We start from the raw sequence: 20688 nt of genomic DNA on the forward strand, positions 1-20688 counted from the left end.
ATCTTAAATAAAAAGGAATAAAAATAAACAATGAAAAGATTTTTTAATAACAGTTCAATAAAGTTAAAAATTGGTTTATGGTACATGGGAATTATGATTTTGCTTGTCTTTTCATCACTGGCTATAGTTTTTTATATCAGTGAAAATATTATCCATTCAAGTGTACGAACTTATCTAAAAGATGTAGTAATTCATAGGCTTGACTATTTGACTATAAAAAATGGAGAAATTATAATTGACAGCAACTTTGATACAATGATTCAGAATGTGGAAATTGCCATTTATGACAAGGATTTTAAATTCCTTTATGGAAATTCACCAAATGGATTTGAGATGGATAATAGAAAGTCAAAGGATGATAAAATTATGATTATTAGAAGCAATAATCAGAAATGGTATGTCTATAACAAGACAATTGAACTTGGAAATTATGGAAAAGTATGGATTCGAGGAGTAATGCCTAATATTGGACAATCAAGTGCCATTGAAACAGTTATTCAGATTTCCTTTGTAATTTTGCCATTTTTCCTTATACTTTCAGCAATTGGAGGCTACATTATTACAAAAAATGCCTTTACGCCAATTGAAAAGATTAGAAGAATTGCAGAAAAAATCAACGAAGGAAATGACTTGTCACAGCGAATAAATCTTGGAAAAGGCGATGATGAGCTTCACACACTTGCAAATACTTTTGATGTAATGTTCGATAGGCTTCAGACATCTTTTGAAAATGAAATTCAGTTTACTTCGGATGTTTCGCATGAATTAAGAACACCGATTACAGTAATTTTGACACAGGCGGAGTACGGGAAAGACTCGATAAGTTCAGTCGAAGATGCACAAAAATCCTTTGGAATTATTGAAAAAGAAGGGCAAAAAATGTCAAAACTAGTCTCGCAATTACTAACTTTAGCTAGAATGGAACGAGGAAGACAAAAACTGAATATCGAAAACATCAATTTAAGTGAATTGCTAGAAATGATTATTGAAACTCAGACTTTAAGTGCAAATACTAAAAATATAAAATTTGTTACAAATATAATGCCTGAAATTTATGCAAGTATTGATGAAATGATGATTATGCGAGTTTTTACAAATCTAATTTCAAATGCAATTTCGTATGGAAAACAGAATGGAACAGTTACAGTTGAATTATTTCTTCAAGAAAATAGGATTGTCAGTAAAATTTCAGATGATGGAATAGGCATTTCGGAAGACAAGCTGGATAAGATATGGCTAAGATTTTATCAAGTAGATCCGTCTAAAAATGGTGATAATTCAGGACTCGGGCTTTCAATGGTAAAAAAAATTATAGAACTACATAAAGGAGAGATTTTTGTGGAAAGCGAACTTGGGAAAGGGACAACTTTTACAATAATTTTATAAAATCTGAAAAAATCAAAAAATTTTTTACACTCTAAAATAGTGATAAATAGCGGATAATATACAAAATTGAAAAAAATTTTTTAAAAAATGTAAAAAAATTAAAAGTTCTCATTTTTCTTTAATGTTTATATGGTACTATTATCTTGTCAGGAGGAGATGATATAATAGTTCAATTTTAGAACAAATTACTCGAGTAAAAAATAATCAGTAAATTGCTGTGAAAAAATGAAGAAATTAGTTAGTTATCAATTCAGAAAGGGAAGGAGGGAATTTATCAGGTAATTGTATATTGAAGAAAAAAGAGAAATAAATATTAGACAGAATTAGAAAGAAGGGGATGAAAGCGATGATGAAAAACAAATTACTAATATCAATGTTATCTGGAGTTTTAATTATCAATATAATGAGTTTTTCAGCTATGAAGGATCGTAAAAAAGTACCAGCGGTAAAAGCGAAACAAATAGCTCTAGCTAGAATCCCCGGAGCAACATTTGCAAACGTTCTTGAATTTGATTCAAAAGGCAGTAAATCTTATAAAGGACAAATTAATTACAGAAATACTGTCTACAATTTTGAAATAGACGTCTATACTGGAAAGATTATTAATTGGAGTGAAGAAAAAAGTAATAGATAAAAATAAAAAAGAGTTTATGGAGAAAAATATGATAAATAAAAAAATAATAAAAAAAGGGAATTTAAATTATACAATTACACTGATGGTTTTCCTGCTTTCTGTCAATCTTTTGGCAAAAGGAAGCACTGATTATGTTAAAAAGGAGAAATTAGTTCCGATGGTAAACATAAAAACATCCAATGGACAGATAACGCCAAGCAGGGCAAAGGAAATCGCATTGGGACACGTTGGAGTCTCAGAAGGTTCAGCTAATTTTAAAAAAATAAAATTAGATAATAAAAATGGAAGACCTGCCTATGAAATAGAGTTTATTGCAAACAGTTCCAGATATGAATTTACTATTGACGCTGTAAATGGCTCAATTATAAAATTTGAAAAGAGATAAAATAAAAATAAAGACTATATGGAAAATGAATAATATCTATATAGTCTTTTTATAATATTTAAATTTTATGGTGTTTTATACTATTTCCCATTTAAATAGCAAAAATCAGGGAATTCATGAAATTAAATTTTTACAAGATTATATTATTATATAATCTATGGAGCTATTAAAATATCTTTTAATTAAATTCAATCATTAAGTATCCATCTTAAGAACTTTTATAATTTAATTTATAAGTATTATGATTAATAATAGTTTTTCTATTTTTTTATTCAATTTTTTTGTAACGTAAGGGCATCAAACGCCATGCCCTTACAACCCCGCTTACGCAAAACTTTCTTATAAAGAAAAAATAAAACTCGCTTCGTAAAACTACGCTCAAACAGTTATTTTTCCTTTAACGAAATTTTGCTTATTTAATATTTTCTAAATACAAAAGCCTAGAATTTAAATATAATAATCTCTATAATTTAGTATAGAATGTCGTGATTTTTTTGGAATGAAAACGGTTGTCTGAGCGTTAGCGAGTTTCTTTTTATTTCAAAAAAATGCTTAGACGAGCCAGGGTTGCAAGGGAAATGGCGACTGATTTCCCTTGCCTTATAAAAAGAAAAAACATAAGATTATGAAAAAATATTTATTAATAATAAGCAGTTTTTTAAAATCTAAATAAAATCCTTTATATGGATACTTAAAAATTAATTATATGATTTAATTACTACTTTTTAATGGTATTTAGTATTAAACAATAAAGCAGAGTTATTATAAGTTTTTTTTTCAAGGTTAAATAGTTTATCAGTTAAATAAAAGATAATTTTTTTGAAAAGAGCTTCATATTAATCTTATTCTAGCTGTAAATTACATCATTCCAAGATAGGCAGCACCTAAAATTCCTGCATCATTTCCAAGAGTTGCTGTAACAATTTTTAGATTTTCCAAAATCGATGGGAATGCTACATCTTTTAATTTTTCTTTCACACGGTCAAACAGGAAATCTCCAGCAAGAGCAACTCCTCCACCTACTACAACGATTTCAGGATCTAGTATGCTAAGCAGATTTCCAATTCCTAATGCTAATTTTTCCGCTTCATAATCAACAATGTCAATTGAAAATTCATCACCTTTTCTAGCAGCGTCAAATACATCTTTTGCTTCTAAATCTCTACCTTTTGTCATTTCATAAAGAAGGTTTTGTTTATTTATTGCAAGACGGCTATTTGCTTCACGGATTATCCCTGTAGCAGAAGCGTAGGCTTCCCAGCATCCTTTTTGTCCACATCCGCATAGTTTTCCATTTGGTTCAATTTTAATGTGTCCAACTTCTCCGCCAGCTCCGTGTTCTCCGCTTACAAGTTTTCCATCAACAATAATTCCACCACCAATTCCAGTTCCGACAGCAAGACCTAGTACATTTTTATATCCTTGCGCAGCACCCTTCCACATTTCTCCAAGTGTAATAACATTAACATCATTATCAACTTTTACTGGTTTACCAAGATTTTTTTCGAATTCCAATGCTAAATCCATTCCATGTTTCCAAGGGAAATTTGCCCAAAACTTAACAACTCTGGAATTTAACACAGGTCCTGGTACTCCAACACCAACTGAGACAACATTATCAAAATTAACATTAGTTCCTTCAATTTGAGTAATTAGAATTTTTGACAATCTTTGAATTGTCTCAGAAAATCCTTCCATTGAATCAGTTTTTACAATAGTCGTAAAAATGATATTCCCTTTTTCATCAACAAGTCCAATCTTTGTATTAGTTCCTCCTAAGTCAATTCCTACATAATATTTCATATTTCCTCCTAAGTACAGTTTTATTTATATAACACATAGCAAAACATCTTTAAAATTAATTGTTATATCAATATAAGTTTACCTTATTTCTTCTACTTTTTCAATATTTTACAAAATTTTTTTTTAATGATATAATGAAAATATATTTTTTAAATACAGATATTTATTTTAAAGAAGCAATAATAAATGAGAAGGAAATAATTATAAATACAAAATTATTTATATAGCTGGTAAAAATAAATTTTTTTGAAAGGAATGATATAATAAATTGAACGAAATAAAAAAAGGAATAATAATAGGTTTGTTATTAACTTGTGTCTACAGTATAGGAGCATATATTTATAAATATCAAGTTAAAAAGAAAACGGAAATTCAAATAAAAAACAGAAAAAATAATGAAACAAGTAAAGAAAATGCAGAAAAAGACATTGATACAAAAAACTTACAAAATGAAAATGATAAGATAATCAATGGCTATAGACATAAAAATGGCTATGTATATAAATGGTCAGATAATGAAAAATCTTCATTTGTAAAAAGAAGCCTTGGATATGAAAAAAGATTTTCCAAAACAGCAAGTCAAGAAGAGCTGGACAATGGATTAAAATCAGAATATTGTGATGCAATAAAGGAAATTGAGAAAGTTGACCAGAAAATAGTTCCTGGAACTGATATTCCTTTTAGAAAGGCAACATATACACAAGTGGATGATGCATATAAGGAATACTTGCAAAAAATAGCTCAAATAAGACAGGTGGTTTCTATTATAAAACCAGATAATCTAGATAACGAGATATACTTTGAAACTCGTATAAAGTGTTGGTATAAAGGAACTAACTGGAATAATGCCAATTCAAAATTCAAGCATTTGGCAAGAGATTTTTATAGTGCGGAAGTTAATGACTATTATAAATAATCCATTGATATTAAAGTATGAAAATTTATAAGGAGATAAAAATATATTTACAGAAAGGAAGATATGATATTTAGTTTGTTATCATCGCTAAGTAAAAAATGGAAATAGGGAAAATACTGGGTGAAATAAAAAAAGGTATAATAATAGGATTGCTATTGATAAGTTTTTATGGCATAGGAGTGTATGTTTATAAGAATAAAAATAAAGTAGAAACTAAAATTGAAATAAAAGACAGAGAAAATAATGAAATAAACAAAGAAAATACATTAAAAGACATTGACGCACAAAATAAAAATGATAAGATAATCAATGGTTATAGACATAAAAACGGCTATGTATATAGATGGTCAAAAAATGAAAAATCTTCATTTACAAAAAGAAGCCTTGGGTATGAAAAAAGGTTTTCAAAAACAGCAAGTCAAGAAGAGTTAGAAAATAATTTGAAAAAGGAATATTGTGATGCAATAAAGGAAATTGAAAAAGTTGATCAGAAAATAGTTCCTGGAACTAATATTCCTTTTAGAAAGGCAACTTATACACAAGCAAATGACGCCTATAGGGAATATTTACAAAAAATAGCTCAAATAAGACAGGTAGTTCGTGCTATATTACCAGATAACAAGGAAGCTTTTGAATATCATATAAAGTGTAGATATAAAGGAACTAACTGGAATAATAAAAATTCGGAATATTCAGTAGCTAGTTTTTATAGTGAAGAAGTTAATGATTATTACAAATAATTCATTAATTCTAAGTTTTAAAAATTTTTGGAATACCATGTATATTTACGGAAAGGAAAATATGATATTTAATACATTATCATAAACAAATATAGAATGAGAAGTGGAAATATTGGAAAAATACTAACAGAAGTAAAAAAAGGGATTGTAATAGGTTTATTATTAATAGGTTTTTATGGTGTGGGAGCATATATTTATAAAAGTCAGACTAGAAATGAAGCAGAATCTGAAATTAAAATAAAAGATGATGACAAAAATAAAGGAAACATTGAAGCTAATTATGAAATTTATGGATATAGGTATAAAAATGAAGGTGATAAAGAATCTAAAGTTTTAAAAAGAAACTTAGGTTATGAAAAAAGGATTGCAGAAGCAGTAAATAAAGAAGAAGTACATAATAAGCTAAAATTAGAATATTGCGCTTCAATAGCCGAAATAAAAAAAGTTGATAAAAAAATAATGCCAGGTACAAATATTTCTTTTACGCAAGCTGCCTATACTCAAGTAAAGAATGCTTATGAAGGATATTTGCAAAAGATAGCTCAAATAAAACAAGCAATATTAACAATCGAAAATAAAGATATAGAAAGAGAGACAGGGTGTTATTATGAACCAACTAGATGGGACAAAGTAAATAATTTAAACTATAGATTGAAGGATTTTCTTCAGTAGATATGTATTAGCTATAAAAGTTGAAATAATTATAGCTTTTGGATTTTCAGAAAATTTAAATACACTTAAACATAGAAAAGCTATTTTGGGATAATATTTTCCTAAGATAGCTTTTTTAGTTTGTTAAATATCAGATTAATTTCTACATATTTTAAAATATGTTATAAAACTTTTTAATACGAAAATAGAATAATTTATATAACTTATTTCAAAATACTATAAAACACTATATTTATTATATCTTTATCTATAACATAATTATATTTATGCAAAAAAATAAATATTTATAAAAAAATATATTGACATATTATATAAAATACGGTATAATATTTCTGTAATAAAAAATAAGAATAATTTTTATAAGATTAATTCGTACAAATAAATATTTATTTTTATAAACTTTAACTCGATATAAAAAGAAAGAGAGGGCATTTTTTGAAGAAGATAAAAAATTTATAAATACACTAATAAAAATTTTTACATAATTAGTACGCAAAAAGCAATTTTATAAAAAAATTTAGTTTTTATTTTTCAAACACAAAGAATGTATACCCTATTTTTTACTTTAAAAAAAAGTTAGAAGGGTATGATATAAGGGAAATTAATTAAATAAATTTGGAGGTATTTATGAAAAGTAAACTAAAACTAATATTATTAGTAACTATGATTAATTTAAACTGTGTGAGCTATTTTTCTAATTTTTGTAAAGTGGCTGGAGAAAAGAATACAAGTAAAAAAAGAATTTGTACTTTTTATAAAGCAGGTAAAAAATTATTTGGTGAATCTAGTAAGGTACTTGGAATTGCACTTGATATGGGTATTAATGGAAATAGAGTTGTTAGTAAAAAGACAAAAGCAAAGACAAAGAAAGGTAAAAATTTAAAAACAGATGTTGAAAAGATAAGTAGTACAGAAACTGCAAAAGAACCAAAGAGAAAAAATAAAAAACAAATATAAGATAAAGAATGAGTAAGGAGAGATCGAATATGAATAAAACAAAAAAATTAATGTTAGCGATATTTTCGTTAATTGCTATTGTAAGTTGTGGAGAAGCAGGTAAAAGTGGTGATTCAGGAAGTGGTACATCAGCAACAACTCCTACTGCTCCTGTGACATCAGGACCCTCAACAAGTCCAGCGACGACAATAAGTAATATGCCAAGATTCACAAAAACAGACTTAAGTAAACTTGCTAATAATGTAGATATTTTTAAATATGCTGTTGTTGGAGAAAAATGGATCCCAAGTGCTCGAAATACAACTAGAACTCGTTATGAAGTTGGAAATCATCAAATCGGGCTTGAATTAAGCGGAAGTTCTTCATCTCCACTTACTGTAACTAGGTCAACAACGATTAATGTAAAAGCTGGTGGAGCAGCATTGAGTTTTGATTATTACAGAACTGCTGAATCAAATTCAGATTTTGCTAATGCTCCTCAACTAGCTATGAGAAAATATTTAACTGAATATTTAAAGAATGCTAATAAGTTGACAATTAATATGGAACCAGGCTCATATTTATTTGTATTTAAAGGTATGGACGTAGAACTATCTAAAAATAATATTGCAAACCCTTTGTCCGCAGTTCCGGTAAGTTCAAGACCTACAATTAATGGAACAGGATATAAAATATTTAAATTCGATAATTCTACACTTTCTATTGATCAAAATGTAAATTTAGATGATCCTAATGATTTGTATAATCAAGTAGAATTTACAAATACAAATACTCATGTTTTGAAAGATTTTAAAATTGTTGGAACTAAGGATAATCAAATCGGTATTAAAAGTACAGAGTCATTCGATAGAGGTGGATGGAATATTTCTAACTCAAATCAGGGTACAATTGACTTAAAGGGAAATAATACTGTTGGAGTTTACAATACACGTGCAAGTTTTACTAATCACTCTAACGGGAAGATTTCTGTAAATACAAATTCTATCGGTATTTATTCAATAGATAACAATATTTTAGGAAATTCAGCAGGTGAAATAGAAAATAATGGTCTTATCAAACTGGGAGAAAGTTCTACAGGTATTTATTATGAAAAACGTTGGATTGATTATAATGGCAGTGTTCTTAATGATTATCTTGGAAAGATTGAAAGTAATTCTAATAATGTTATTGGAATAAGTGCAAATGTTCGTAATCAAAAAAAAGATCCTTCATCTCCTATTTGGGTCGTTGATATAATTAGAAATTATGGAAATATAAATTTAAATGGAGATAAATCAATTGGAATATATGCTGGTGGAGATGCTAATTATAATGCAATTAATGATGAACGGTATGGTAACGTAGGCGTAATTAAAATAGGCGATTCATTTGAAAAGAAGAATCCAAGCATAGGAATGTACAGCGATAATAAAAATGCAGTTTTAATAAATAAAGGAATTATTGAAATTGGGAAAAACTCTGTTGGTATGGCTGGATCCAAGAGCACTGTGCTAAATGATGCTGGAGGAATTATCAAAATTACTAAAGATGGTGGAGTTGGAATGTATTTAGGAGATGGTGCAGCAGGAACTAACAACGGAACTATAACTACTGTTGGCTCTCCAAAAAATGCAATTGGTGTAGTTGTTGGAAAAAATTCAGAATTTACAAATAATGGAACGATTCATATTGATTCTGCTGGTGGTGCTGGAATTGTTATCGCTGGTGGTGTAGTTAAAAATTATGGAAATATTGAAGTTAGTGGCGGAGCTGTGAGAAGCCGTACTGACAATACATATACTGTAAAAGTTTTATCAAATAGAGTAAAGCCAGTAGATAGTGACTTAGGAGTTTATGTAGATACTCTAGGAAGAACAAAACCAATTGAAGGACTTTCTAACTTAGGATTAAAAAATGCTGATTTACTAATTGGTGCTGAAGCAACTGAAAAAACTAATGCAACAGAAGTAACAGTTGGAAATGATGTGCTTGATCCATTTAATAAATCTATTGAGGCAAGTAATATTGCGAACTGGAATGTAAAAACAGGTTCTTTAGTTTGGGAAGCTGATTCTGAAATCAAAAATAACAAAGTAGAAAAAGTTACTTTGAAAAAACAATCTTATGCCAAGTTTGCTGATAGTGAAACAACTGAGGAAGTAGCAAAAGGATTGGATGAAAAATATACTGAAACTACTGTGGACTCAAAAGATAAAGAAGTATTCAATTATTTGAATACATTAAATAATAGAAAATTATTAGCAAAAACTTATAAAGAAATTGATGGAAATCAATATATCAATGTTCAACAAAGAATAGCACAAACTGATAATATTTTAGACAGCAAACTTTCTGATTTGCAAAAAGAAAATGTAGATAAATCTGGACATCATGTGTCTACTTTCTTTAATAAAGATAAACATGAAGCAAGAACTCCAGAAATAGCGAATACAAACAGCTCAGCTTACGGAATTTCATATTTATTCAATAATGCTGATGCAAAACAGGGAATTTATGCTGGAACAGTTATTAACAACTTCAAATTTAAAGACAATGGAAAATCAAAAGAAAATGTAACAATGTTTAAATTAGGTGCTTACAAGACATTTGACTTGAATAATCTTGAGTGGACTTTAAGCGGAGATGGATTTGTTTCTAAAAACGATATGAAGAGAAGATTTGTGATTGGAAATAATGTTTATGAAAATAAAGCTGGTTATAATGCTTATGGATTTGTATTGAAAAACGAATTTGGTAAAACTTTCAGCATTGGAGAAAATATTACGGTTAAACCTTATGCAGCTTTAAAACTTGGTTATGGAAGATTCTCGAAAATTAAGGAAAAAGATGGAACTTTGAATATGGAAGTTAAAGGAAATGACTTCTATTCTGTAAAACCATCTGCAGGAGTTGAATTTGGTTATTCTAATTCAATTACAGCAAATACTAAATTTAAGGCATCTTTAGGACTTGGCTATGAACATGAACTAGGAAAAGTTGAAAGCAAGGTAAATGAAGCTAAATTTGCGAACACAAGCACTAAAATCAACTTAAAAGGTGCAAAAGATGAAAGACGTGGAAATTTCAAAAGCAATGTAAAAGTTGGATTTGAAGCAGGAAACTTTGACCTTACAGTAAATGGTGGATATGATACGAAAGATAAAAATGCTCACGTTGGTGTGGGACTTGGTGTTTCGTTTTAAAAGAAGTGAAAAATTATAAATAAAATATAGAAAGGAAGATTAATTTATGAAAAAATTGATTTTATTAGGGAGTTTGATTATCTCAAGTTTTGTTTTTGGAAGACAGTATACTTTTATAGCAAAGAATGCTTATTGTACACAACCCGTATCGGAATATAATACTTTTACATCTGTTGGTGAACTTGGATCTGGAACAGTATTTCCTTTTAGAAATTGTTATAATAATGGAAAAAAATTTAATTATCAAGGTACGTTTATTGTATCACCTATGGATAAAAGTACTTATGATAAAATTATTAAACAAAATTATCCATATCTTTTTTTCAAAGATGGTTCAGAAATCCATGTAATAGAAGCTACAGTAAAATCTACAAATGATGCAGGTTATTTTTTAATCGATATTAATGACGGCAAGAGCAATTTTTTGTTCTCACATAAATATGCGTATCCTAGCAGAAGTGATTGGGAAGACTAGTTAATCTATAAAAATTTAGTCAATAAATTACTAAAATTTATACTATTTCTCATTAAACATAATTAGATTTATCGTAAAATATAATTTCTATTTTTTTAATGGGATTTAGTATTATGAAAACTTATTTTTTAAAAAAGAAACTAGCACTAAGTAGATAATTGTAATTTTAGAAGGAATTAATAATTATGTTTGGCAGCTTATAGTTTAAAATTATAAATTGCAAAATTTAACAGAAACAGCATATTTAATGTCTTTTAGAAAATATCTAGGGATATAAAAGAACTTAGGGATTTATTTATCAATATTTAATAAATTTTCAAATAGGATAAATCAAAAAAACAGGAATAAAGGACATGAAAGGAGAAAAAACATGAAAAAACTGATAATAACGTTAAATTTAATTTCAGTTATTATCTATGGAGCAAGTGAGTTAAGATATGTTAACAGTCAAACATATACTCGGAATAAAGATGATTATATAGTATATAAAAAGAATGAGGCAAGAAAGTCTGGAATAAATGACTATATTGGACTTTTTGATGGAACAATAGACTTGGATGATGTGAGCAAACTAGCAGGAATTCCTTTTCCAAAAGTATGGTATTTTCCAGGGGCAGAAAACGAGGAGTTTCAAAAGGTAAAAAAGGATAAAAGCAGTGATAATCATCTTTCATCAATGTTCCGTGCATTCATAATGATGGTAGGAAATGATTGGGGGTCACAAAATTACGGAAGACTTTATACAAGTTCATTGCAGGGGGAAAATCAGGCTGTGATGCCTTATGGGATTGCACAAAGCTCATTGACGATTACTAACAACTATAGCGGGCATTTGACCTCGCAAGCTCCGTATTACGGAAATGTGATAAACGAGATGTCTGCATTGCCAATGACAGGCAGAAGAATGCTTGATGCAGATTATACTGAAAACGGAAACCTGTTCATACAAGCCATGGAGAATGAAACTCCAATAAATACTGTGAAACTACAGAAAAATACATCAGGAACGAAATCAGGTCTTGTGAATATTGATAATTACACGGCAGTATCAAGCGGATATGGAATAGAAGCTCAGAAACTCATGAGAGCTGAAAGCATACATGTTATTCAGGAGATTTGCGGAGGATGGAGTAGAGGATGGGAACAGGGGGGAGACTACAAGAACAGCTGGAAAGATGTTACGACTCAAAGCTCAGGAGAAACTACCTTGGATTTTTTGGACAAAGAAAAAAAATTGAGAAATGGAAAGCTTGCCAAAATGGTGGAACATGGATACGCAAAGAATGAATGTGTGCTTTCATCCGAAAAGACGGATATTGCTTCACTACCCCTGTTGTCAAGAGCGCATACTGTGGTTGCCAATGGACAGGTATGGAATGGAAATAGGGTAACAAATGGAACTTCCTTTGCAGCTCCAAAGATTGCAGGACTTGCAGCTAAGATACAGGAGAAGTTTCCAGGGATGAGCTATCATCAAATCAAACAGCTGATACTTACGACAGCAAACAGAACAGAAGACAGATTATCGAGTTTCATAGGGTGGGGTACGCTTAACGAAACTAAGGCATTGAATGGTCCTTCTATGCTTAATGCAGGACTTATTGAGGAAGAAAAATTTTTTACAGGGATGTACGATAAAGTAATGGCAAAAGATGGAACTAAATTTTTTTGGGCTGAAGTTCCGCAAGGAATAAAGTGGAAATGGATCAACGACATATTTCCGGGATTTGAGGATAAACCTAGTGGATATGATACATTTGACACGGCTCTTACAGGGGAGCGTCCTGATGGAAGAATGGCAAGTGCACTGAGTTATGCTTCTGTTGTTGAAGGAATAAATATTGCAAGATATGTACCTAATGAAAAGAACTTCTACTATGACGAAGATGACATGGAAACAAGAGCAGGATTAAGAAAGGCTGGAAATGGAATATTGGAGCTTAATGCAAATTTGAGATACAGGGAAGTAACTCAAATTCTTCAAGGGAAATTTATCCTTAATGGAAACTCTGATAGTGAACTAAGAGTATTCAAAAACGCAACACTGGAAATCAATGGAAATAGGAATATCCAAAGTTTAATTGCTGATGGAGGAAAAGTGAGCCTTAATGGAAACATGACAATAAATCATTTTGGAATTGATTCAGGGGATATAAGTTTTTCTGGAAATATCACAATAAATAACCTTTATGTAAAAAATGAGGCAGAAAAACAGAAGTACATGTCAATGAAAAATCTTAAAATAGGTAAAGTGTTTTTTAGAGATTTTGAGCCTGTAAATGCGATAATTAATAATAAGAAGGTCGCAAATATTAAGCATGAATACTTTATGAATAATTTTTCTTCTTCCCCTAAGACTTTAGGGATATATGATATAGACAAGAAAGAAATTTTTGCGAAGATTAGGGAAAGATACAAAACAAATGCAGATTCTCCAAACAGGGAATATATTCCAGGATACAAAGATGGAGGATTTACAGCTGACAGAGATCCCGACGCTGAAAGATTTAATTATAGATACTACCTAGGTGGTACAATGTGGTTCATGGGATTTAGTCCAAACCTTAAAACAACAGGTAAGGACTGGAAAATGTATGACTATCAGGCAGTACAAGGAAAATTTAAAAAGATAGAATAATGAATCTTTTTAATTTATAGAATGATAGGAAATATTACTGAAAATACAGAATATCATAGTTTTTTAAAAAAGGACTTAGTTGATATTTTGAAAATTATTCTGATAAATCAAAAGATAATCAACATATGATTATAACTGATGTAAGGTTTGAATAAAAAAAATTGTATATTTAATTTTTAAGATATTTTTGTTATTAGAGTTACTATTGCAATTTTTAACTAAGATATCTTTTTTTTATTCAAAATTATTTAGAATCAGATTTTATATAGTTTTGTTTTCTTCTTTAAATATTTAAATAATTATAATTATGTTTTATAAAAAAGAAATAAAAGTATAAAAATTACAAAATAATTTATTATTTTAAATAAAAGTGTTGACAAAAAACAAAATATATATTATAATTACTTTATAAAAATACAGAAATAAAATTATGTTATAACGAATAGAAATTTCTATAAAAAAATTAATTAAGAAAGGAGCTTAGATTTATAAAATTTAATTTTACCAATGAATTTAATTTATTGTGTTGATAATGAAAAATATTAAAATTATTAATTTTTGATTGTAACTGAATAATAAAACAAATAACTAAGTTAGGAGAGATTAGAATGTATTTTATTGATTTTTTTAAAAAAGTATTTAATTTAAAAAATATTGGGATAATTGTATGGATGGTAATAAACTTATATATAATAATTAGTTTTTTTCCAACAACTAAAGGAGTCACAAATGGTTCTGAGGCATTAGTAGCTATAATTCGGGGAGTTATTGTATATGCGATTTCTGTAGCATTGGCATTATCTCCAATAGGTGAGGCGATTTTTAGGTCAATGAATGGATGTAGAGAAATTGTTGATTCATCCATTCTTAACCGATTGACACCATTATTTAATGAAATTTATGAAAAAGCTAAGTTAAAAGATCCGAATTTGTCACAGAACATTAAACTGTACATGGTAGACCAGCCCTATCCAAATGCCTTTGCACTTGGAAGAAATACAGTTTGTGTAACAAACGGACTGCTGCACCTGGATGATGATGAAATAAAAGGTATTTTTGCTCATGAGTTTGCACACCTATCAAATAAAGATACAGATATTTCGTTGTTTATATATGTAGGAAATTTACTTGCTTCATTAATGTTCCTTATTCTTAGAGTCATACTTTTTATAATAAGTTTTCTTATGATAAGTTTTTCTGAATCAAACAGCACATATGAAACGTATGATGCTTATGGAAGACGACAAAGAAAAAAAGACGGAGCTTTAAAAGGATTTGCCTTAGCAACAGGTCTTGATATGATTTATGTGGCGATAATTGGACTATATACAAAATTAGGAATAATTTTAGTAAGTCATTCAAGCAGAAGTCATGAATTTGCAGCAGATAAATTTGCATATAATTTGGGGTATGGAAGGGAGTTAAGAGACGCTTTGGTAGAATTGCAGGGAGAAACTGAGAAGCCAACAGGCTTTGTAGCAAACCTTATGGCAACTCATCCTAAAACAGCATTAAGAATTGAAAAATTAAATATGTATTTATCAGGAAATTTTGACGATGATTTGAATAAATCTATAGATGAAGAGCCACAAACATCAAATGACAAAACTGACACAGCTGACTATAATACAGGTAAAACAGATTATTCGTCAGCTAGTTCAAACGATACGGCTTCCTTTAACAAAGAAGAAACAAAATATTCAGTTGATTCCAATGATACAATGAGACAGCCAACAATTAACGGTGTAATTTTTATTGATGATGATATAAATTCTGATAAAAACATCAATAATGTTAAGAATCAGGAAATTATAAACGAAAGAACAACAGCTTCAAATACAGCAACTTTTAATAAAAATGAAGAAAAAATTAGTTCAACTGATGTATCAAAACAGCATAATGATACAACTTTCAGGGAAGATAATAGCAAAAAGGGTAGTTATGAAAAAATAGAGGATACAAAAGCAAAAACGAAAGTGGAAGTGACTAGCTCAAGTCAAAAAAATAATGATAGAATATTTTATATAGGATTATTTGCTTCAAGTTTTATTCAAATTATTCCAGCGATTTTTACAAAGACTGCTTTTTTGTTACTTAATATTGGAGTTATATTTGGTGATAAATTCCAGCTATATGACTTAGCTATAAGCATTACTTATTTTGCCGATGCACTTGGTGAAGTATTTGATAAGATAATATATTTATTTACACGAGAATTATATTTAGCATGTGATATAATTTTAATATTATTATCAATACTAATAATTATAAAATTAAATAAAGAAAACAGGGGAAATGAATTAAAACGAATAAATTATTTATCAGCAATAGTTGGGAGCTGTATGCGTATTTTTATTCGAATAGCAAGTTATTATTATATAATGGATTTAAAGAATTTAGATAATTTGTGTGATGTTATTTTATTAATATCAGCTATCGCAAATGGAATTCTTATCTTCAAAAGAAAAAAGAACAATAAAAAATATTAAATTATTTAAAAAATGTGGTTGGAGGGATTTTTATGAAAAGTAAATTTTTTAAAGTTATATTAGGGGTATTTGTTTTAGCGAATCTGGGAATGGCGGAATATGTGAAAAGGAATAATGAAATTTATTATAAGTATTCTAAAGAAGACGATATAGGGATTAAGGTAAAAAATGTTAATTTAAATACATTTAAAATATTGAATGATAGATATGCAAAAGATGATAAAAGTGTTTATTTTTCAGGAAATAAATCATTTGAAGATGTGGACAGTAAAACTTTTGAAGTGTTGCCAAACTATTATTCAAAAGATAAAAATAATGTTTATAGGCCAATTAATGAATGGATTCACAAAATAAATGGAGCAAATCCAAAAACAATAAAAGCTTTGGGTTATTTTTATTCAAAAGATGATAAAAATGTGTTCTATGGCTCAGATAAAATTTTAAATGTAGATGTAAATTCGTTTGTGGTTCTAGAAGGAGACCATAGTTATGCAAAAGACAAAAATTCAGTCTATTATTCAGGAGAAAAAATTGAAGGTGCGAATCCAAAAACATTTAAAATAATTTCGGATGGAATGTATTCAAAGGATGATAAAAATGTATATGCGACAGTAGACATTATAAAAGGTGCAGATCCTCAAACTTTTAGAAGAATTTCTGAAACAAATTATGCCAAAGATAAGAATAACCTGTATTATTACTTTGGAGATGTTAAAAATCTTGGGAAAATAAATGAAAAAGATTTTAAAGTTTTGGATAGTGATTTGATTAAAAATGGAAATGAAATCTACTATTTGGGAGAAAAAGCGAATATAAAAAATCCTGAAAAATTTGAACCAATAAAAGCTTCAGATGATAAACGTATTCTTTATGGAAAGGATGATGAAAATGTATATGCAGTAACGTCAGATGAAAAGCATGGATATTTCAAGGTTATAAAAAATGCTGATAAAGATACTTTTGAAGTAATGGAGAAAGATACCAGATATTCAAAAGATAAAAATAATGTTTATTATGCAGGGTATAATGTTGTGCAGTTACAGGATGCAGATAAAAATAGTTTTACTATTGTAGAAGATGAAGATTTTTCATACGATAAAAAAAATGTTTATTATGCAGGAAGAAAACTAAATGATATAAGTCCAAATGGCTTTAAAGTTACAAGACTGGTTAATAGGCGAAATATACCACTTAATTTTTTAAATGACAATAAGAATATATACAAACTTATTGACATATTTGATGAAGAAACTGGCGAGCTGAAAAGTGTAAAAACAGCCCTTGTAAAAAGGCCTAAAGTAGATTCTAAAACTTTTGAAATATTTAGTTATTCGGAAAATTATTTCCGTGATAAAAATAACGTGTATTATGAAAATGAATTGTATAAAATGGGCTTGAAAAAAATAGAAGGTGCAGATAGAAACAGTTTTGAAGTTTTGAATGATGAATTTTCAAAAGACAAAAACAATGTTTATTATTATGGAAATAAAATGAAAGGTATAAGTCCAGTTGGATTGGAGTTTGTGGATAGTAACTTTAAAAATGGTGAAGATATTATTTCTTTTTTTAAAACTAAAGATAAAGTTTATGCCTTGAAAACTAGAATTGGTAAAGAAGCATACGAAATAGTCCCTTTAAATTTTGACGTAATTTCTTTTAAAGATTCCAATGCTGATTATCCGTATGGATCTAAATTTGAGGGTTATTTTCAGGACAAAAACGGAGTTTATTATTTTGACATGTCTAAATTGGATAAATTAACTCCAAATAATATTTTTTCAAAAGTAGAAGGTGCTGATACTTCGTCATTTGTACAGTTAATGTTTGGTTATGCAAAGGATAAGAACAAGGTATATCGTGGGAATCAGGAAATTAAAGGTGCAGATCCAGAAAGTTTTAAAATAATTGAGACAAGCGGGAAAGTTATAGTAAAGGATAAAAATAGGGCTTATAGGGAAATAAAAGAAGAATTTTAAATTGCACAGAAAAAGTTAGTGAAATTTAGTGATAAATATGCTATAATACAATAAATTGTCTAAATGTATTAAAAACATATTTAATATTAAATATAATTTGGTAAGAAATTAAGGATACATGAAAGGACAATGATTATGGAAGCGGAAAAAATTGAGAAAAGGGGCGTATCAAAAATATTTCATCCAGCTTTAAAAAATGAAGCAGTAAAATTGGATGCTGAAGAAAAAAGTGTATTTGAAGAGATTCAGGAACTTAATGAAAAAATGGATGTTATGAATGATATGGTTTCTCAAAAAATCTTAAATATAGATTTTGAAAAAAATATAGTCGACAAATTGCACAAGGAACTTCAAGACTATAAAGATGATCTTTATTTTCAGCTTATAAAACCTCTTATAATGGATTTGATAAATATGAGGGAAAGGATGAGAAGAGCTGTAAAACATTCTTCCAAAGAAACTGATGAAAAAAAAGTTGAAATGCTTGAAAGTTATGTGGAAGAAATTGAAACTATTTTAGAAAATAATAATATAGAAATTTACGAAACTAAAAAAGAAAAAGATGATTACAAGGTAAAGAAACAGCGTATAGTAAAACAAATAAAAACATCAGATGAAAAATTACATGGAAAAATTTGTAATATTTTAACGAATGGATATATTTATACAGAAAAAAATAAAATTATCTTTCCAGAAAAAGTAGAAGTATATGTTTATAAAAACAATTAAATGAAAGGAAGAATAAAAATGTCAAAATATGTATTTGGAATTGATTTAGGAACAACATATTCTTGTATAGCTCGTGTAGATGAAACAGGAAGAGCAGAAGTGATTAAAAACTTAGAAGGCGAAAACATAACACCTTCTGTAGTAGCTTTTGAAGATAATAGTGTAATCGTGGGAAGCGATGCAAAAGAAGAATCAAGCATAAAGCCAGAAACAACAGTGTTATTAGTAAAATCTTACATGGGGAAAAAAACTAGCATGCTTGATTATAATGGCGAGCCTAAAATGCCGGAAGAAATTTCATCATATATTTTAAAAAAACTTGCAAGAGATGCTTCGGAACGGCTTGGAGTCGAAGTGAGAGATGTTGTGATAACTTGTCCTGCATATTTTGGAACAGCAGAACGTACAGCTACTAAAAATGCTGGTAAAATTGCTGGATTGAATGTTTTAGAAATTATAAGCGAACCGACAGCTGCAGCAATATATTATGGCTGCACAAGAAAACATGATGAAAAGACAGTTCTAGTGTATGATCTTGGTGGAGGAACGTTTGATGTTACAGTTATGAGAATAAGTGCTGATAAGATAGAAGTTATATGTTCTGACGGAGATCATGATTTAGGCGGTAAAAATTGGGATGAAACATTAATGTCTTATTTAATTAATCAGTTTAGTGAAAAAGTTGGATATGAAGTGGAACCAGATGAATACTTGGATCAGAGATTAAGGGAACTGGCTGAAAAACTAAAAAAGAGATTAACTTCAAGCACTAAAGCAAGCGGAATACTGGAAGGTGATGGAAGGCAGGAAAAATTAACAATAACTAGAGAAGAATTTGAAAGAATGACATCGGTATATCTTAGAGAAACAATGAATAAAGTGGACTCTGTACTTGAAATAGCGCAAAGTAAAGGATATCAAGTTGATGAAGTTCTTTTGGTTGGGGGATCAACAAGAATGCCTCAAATAAAGGAAACGCTGGAGAAAAAATTTGAAAAAGAAAAAGTTCAGTTTCTTGAACCTGACGAAGCTGTAGCTAAAGGAGCCGCAATTCATGCTGTGAATGTTTATGTAAATAATCAGAAAAATCTTACCGAAAAAGATTTTGAATCTGATGAAGACGTGCAAGTAAATATTGATGGAGATATAAAAGAGTTAAACGCAAAAGACTATAAGGAAAAATTAAGTTTTTCTCCAGAAATAATGAGTCTAGGGGGTAAGGCAAGAGAAGTTGTTATGGCAACAACAAAAAGCTTTGCATTAAACCCTATTGTGAACGGTAAACAAATTGGTTATAACATGATTATAAAGAATCAGCCTTTAAATAACGGTTTTTTAGAAGTTTCAAAAGTTTTTGGAACTTATCTTGAAAATCAGGAAAGTGTAAATATAGCAATATATGAAAATGACAGTATGGAAGAGTATTTTGAATTGGAGGAAAATTTGAAACTAGGAGATATAAATTTGGAATTGCCTAAAATTCTTCCAAAACAATCTCCAATAGAAATAACTTTAAAATTAACTAAAGAGGGAATCCTTGAAGTAAAGGGACTTGACAAAACTAGTAATAAGGAAGTAAAGGTTGAGATGAATACAAAAGGGATTATGTCGAAAGATGAACTGGAGAAAATAAAACTTAAGGTTCAAGGTATAACATTAATATAAAAATTATTTTTATAAAATGCTCAAGTTTTTTAATATCTAAA

General features: G+C 28.8%; 15 protein-coding genes. 14 read left to right on the plus strand and 1 reads right to left on the minus strand.

Annotation, left to right across the window (positions count from 1 at the left end):
- Positions 1-30: 30 nt before the first annotated feature.
- From AB8B23_RS05330 to AB8B23_RS05340, 3 genes are all read left to right on the plus strand, one after another.
- The gene (locus AB8B23_RS05330) at positions 31-1386 is read left to right on the plus strand and encodes a sensor histidine kinase (protein ID WP_369713765.1); all 1356 of its coding nucleotides are present in this window, start codon (positions 31-33) and stop codon (positions 1384-1386) included.
- Between the two features lie 346 nt (positions 1387-1732).
- A complete protein-coding gene (locus AB8B23_RS05335) occupies positions 1733-2020 on the plus strand; it encodes a PepSY domain-containing protein (RefSeq protein WP_081686585.1) in 288 nt (95 codons plus the stop codon).
- A 28-nt stretch (positions 2021-2048) separates the two neighbouring features.
- Positions 2049-2405 (plus strand): PepSY domain-containing protein, encoded by a 357-nt coding sequence (locus AB8B23_RS05340; RefSeq protein ID WP_039901592.1) that lies wholly within the window; start codon positions 2049-2051, stop codon positions 2403-2405.
- An 858-nt stretch (positions 2406-3263) separates the two neighbouring features.
- On the opposite strand, the gene AB8B23_RS05345 is transcribed toward AB8B23_RS05340, so the two are convergent.
- On the minus strand, positions 3264-4208 hold the full coding sequence (locus tag AB8B23_RS05345) for an ROK family protein (protein WP_021744993.1): 945 nt from the start codon (positions 4206-4208) through the stop codon (positions 3264-3266).
- 268 nt (positions 4209-4476) lie between these two features.
- Here AB8B23_RS05345 and AB8B23_RS05350 point away from each other — a divergent pair, with 268 nt between their 5' ends.
- The 11 genes from AB8B23_RS05350 (at position 4477) to AB8B23_RS05400 (ending at position 20647) form a co-directional block, all read left to right on the plus strand.
- A complete protein-coding gene (locus tag AB8B23_RS05350) occupies positions 4477-5124 on the plus strand; it encodes a hypothetical protein (protein ID WP_369713766.1) in 648 nt (215 codons plus the stop codon).
- A gap of 98 nt (positions 5125-5222) precedes the next feature.
- Entirely contained in the window at positions 5223-5864 is a 642-nt protein-coding gene (locus AB8B23_RS05355; RefSeq protein WP_369713767.1) for a hypothetical protein, read from the plus strand.
- Between the two features lie 96 nt (positions 5865-5960).
- Positions 5961-6536 carry a hypothetical protein gene (locus AB8B23_RS05360; RefSeq protein ID WP_369713768.1) on the plus strand — a complete coding sequence of 192 codons (576 nt, stop codon included), beginning with the start codon at positions 5961-5963 and terminating at the stop codon, positions 6534-6536.
- 627 nt (positions 6537-7163) lie between these two features.
- Positions 7164-7493: a hypothetical protein gene (locus tag AB8B23_RS05365; protein ID WP_021744998.1), complete on the plus strand. Its 330-nt coding sequence runs from the start codon at positions 7164-7166 to the stop codon at positions 7491-7493.
- 29 nt (positions 7494-7522) lie between these two features.
- Positions 7523-10675, plus strand: coding sequence for an autotransporter outer membrane beta-barrel domain-containing protein (locus AB8B23_RS05370; RefSeq protein WP_369713769.1), 3153 nt, complete (start codon positions 7523-7525; stop codon positions 10673-10675).
- Between the two features lie 46 nt (positions 10676-10721).
- Positions 10722-11150 (plus strand): hypothetical protein, encoded by a 429-nt coding sequence (locus AB8B23_RS05375; protein WP_369713770.1) that lies wholly within the window; start codon positions 10722-10724, stop codon positions 11148-11150.
- 370 nt (positions 11151-11520) lie between these two features.
- Positions 11521-13788 (plus strand): S8 family serine peptidase, encoded by a 2268-nt coding sequence (locus tag AB8B23_RS05380; RefSeq protein WP_369713771.1) that lies wholly within the window; start codon positions 11521-11523, stop codon positions 13786-13788.
- A gap of 608 nt (positions 13789-14396) precedes the next feature.
- Positions 14397-16277, plus strand: a complete 1881-nt coding sequence (locus tag AB8B23_RS05385) for a M48 family metalloprotease (RefSeq protein ID WP_369713772.1) — start codon at positions 14397-14399, stop codon at positions 16275-16277.
- A gap of 32 nt (positions 16278-16309) precedes the next feature.
- Positions 16310-18253 (plus strand): DKNYY domain-containing protein, encoded by a 1944-nt coding sequence (locus AB8B23_RS05390; protein ID WP_369713773.1) that lies wholly within the window; start codon positions 16310-16312, stop codon positions 18251-18253.
- Positions 18254-18388: 135 nt separating this feature from the next.
- The gene (gene grpE / locus AB8B23_RS05395) at positions 18389-18982 is read left to right on the plus strand and encodes a nucleotide exchange factor GrpE (protein WP_369713774.1); all 594 of its coding nucleotides are present in this window, start codon (positions 18389-18391) and stop codon (positions 18980-18982) included.
- Between the two features lie 18 nt (positions 18983-19000).
- Entirely contained in the window at positions 19001-20647 is a 1647-nt protein-coding gene (locus tag AB8B23_RS05400) for an Hsp70 family protein (protein ID WP_369713775.1), read from the plus strand.
- Positions 20648-20688: the final 41 nt, after the last annotated feature.

It is taken from the genome of Leptotrichia sp. HSP-342 (assembly GCF_041199995.1).
Taxonomy (GTDB): Bacteria; Fusobacteriota; Fusobacteriia; order Fusobacteriales; family Leptotrichiaceae; genus Leptotrichia; species Leptotrichia mesophila.

Excerpts from the sequence above, each read along its gene's own strand:
- AB8B23_RS05390 (WP_369713773.1), top strand. The coding sequence starts at position 16,310 with ATGAAAAGTAAATTTTTTAAAGTTATATTAGGGGTATTTGTTTTAGCG.
- AB8B23_RS05375 (WP_369713770.1), top strand. The coding sequence starts at position 10,722 with ATGAAAAAATTGATTTTATTAGGGAGTTTGATTATCTCAAGTTTTGTT.
- grpE (WP_369713774.1), top strand. The coding sequence starts at position 18,389 with ATGGAAGCGGAAAAAATTGAGAAAAGGGGCGTATCAAAAATATTTCAT.
- AB8B23_RS05355 (WP_369713767.1), top strand. The coding sequence starts at position 5,223 with ATGGAAATAGGGAAAATACTGGGTGAAATAAAAAAAGGTATAATAATA.
- AB8B23_RS05370 (WP_369713769.1), top strand. The coding sequence starts at position 7,523 with ATGAATAAAACAAAAAAATTAATGTTAGCGATATTTTCGTTAATTGCT.
- AB8B23_RS05380 (WP_369713771.1), top strand. The coding sequence starts at position 11,521 with ATGAAAAAACTGATAATAACGTTAAATTTAATTTCAGTTATTATCTAT.
- AB8B23_RS05335 (WP_081686585.1), top strand. The coding sequence starts at position 1,733 with ATGATGAAAAACAAATTACTAATATCAATGTTATCTGGAGTTTTAATT.
- AB8B23_RS05340 (WP_039901592.1), top strand. The coding sequence starts at position 2,049 with ATGATAAATAAAAAAATAATAAAAAAAGGGAATTTAAATTATACAATT.
- AB8B23_RS05365 (WP_021744998.1), top strand. The coding sequence starts at position 7,164 with ATGAAAAGTAAACTAAAACTAATATTATTAGTAACTATGATTAATTTA.
- AB8B23_RS05330 (WP_369713765.1), top strand. The coding sequence starts at position 31 with ATGAAAAGATTTTTTAATAACAGTTCAATAAAGTTAAAAATTGGTTTA.
- AB8B23_RS05400 (WP_369713775.1), top strand. The coding sequence starts at position 19,001 with ATGTCAAAATATGTATTTGGAATTGATTTAGGAACAACATATTCTTGT.
- AB8B23_RS05345 (WP_021744993.1), bottom strand. The coding sequence starts at position 4,208 with ATGAAATATTATGTAGGAATTGACTTAGGAGGAACTAATACAAAGATT.
- AB8B23_RS05385 (WP_369713772.1), top strand. The coding sequence starts at position 14,397 with ATGTATTTTATTGATTTTTTTAAAAAAGTATTTAATTTAAAAAATATT.
- AB8B23_RS05360 (WP_369713768.1), top strand. The coding sequence starts at position 5,961 with ATGAGAAGTGGAAATATTGGAAAAATACTAACAGAAGTAAAAAAAGGG.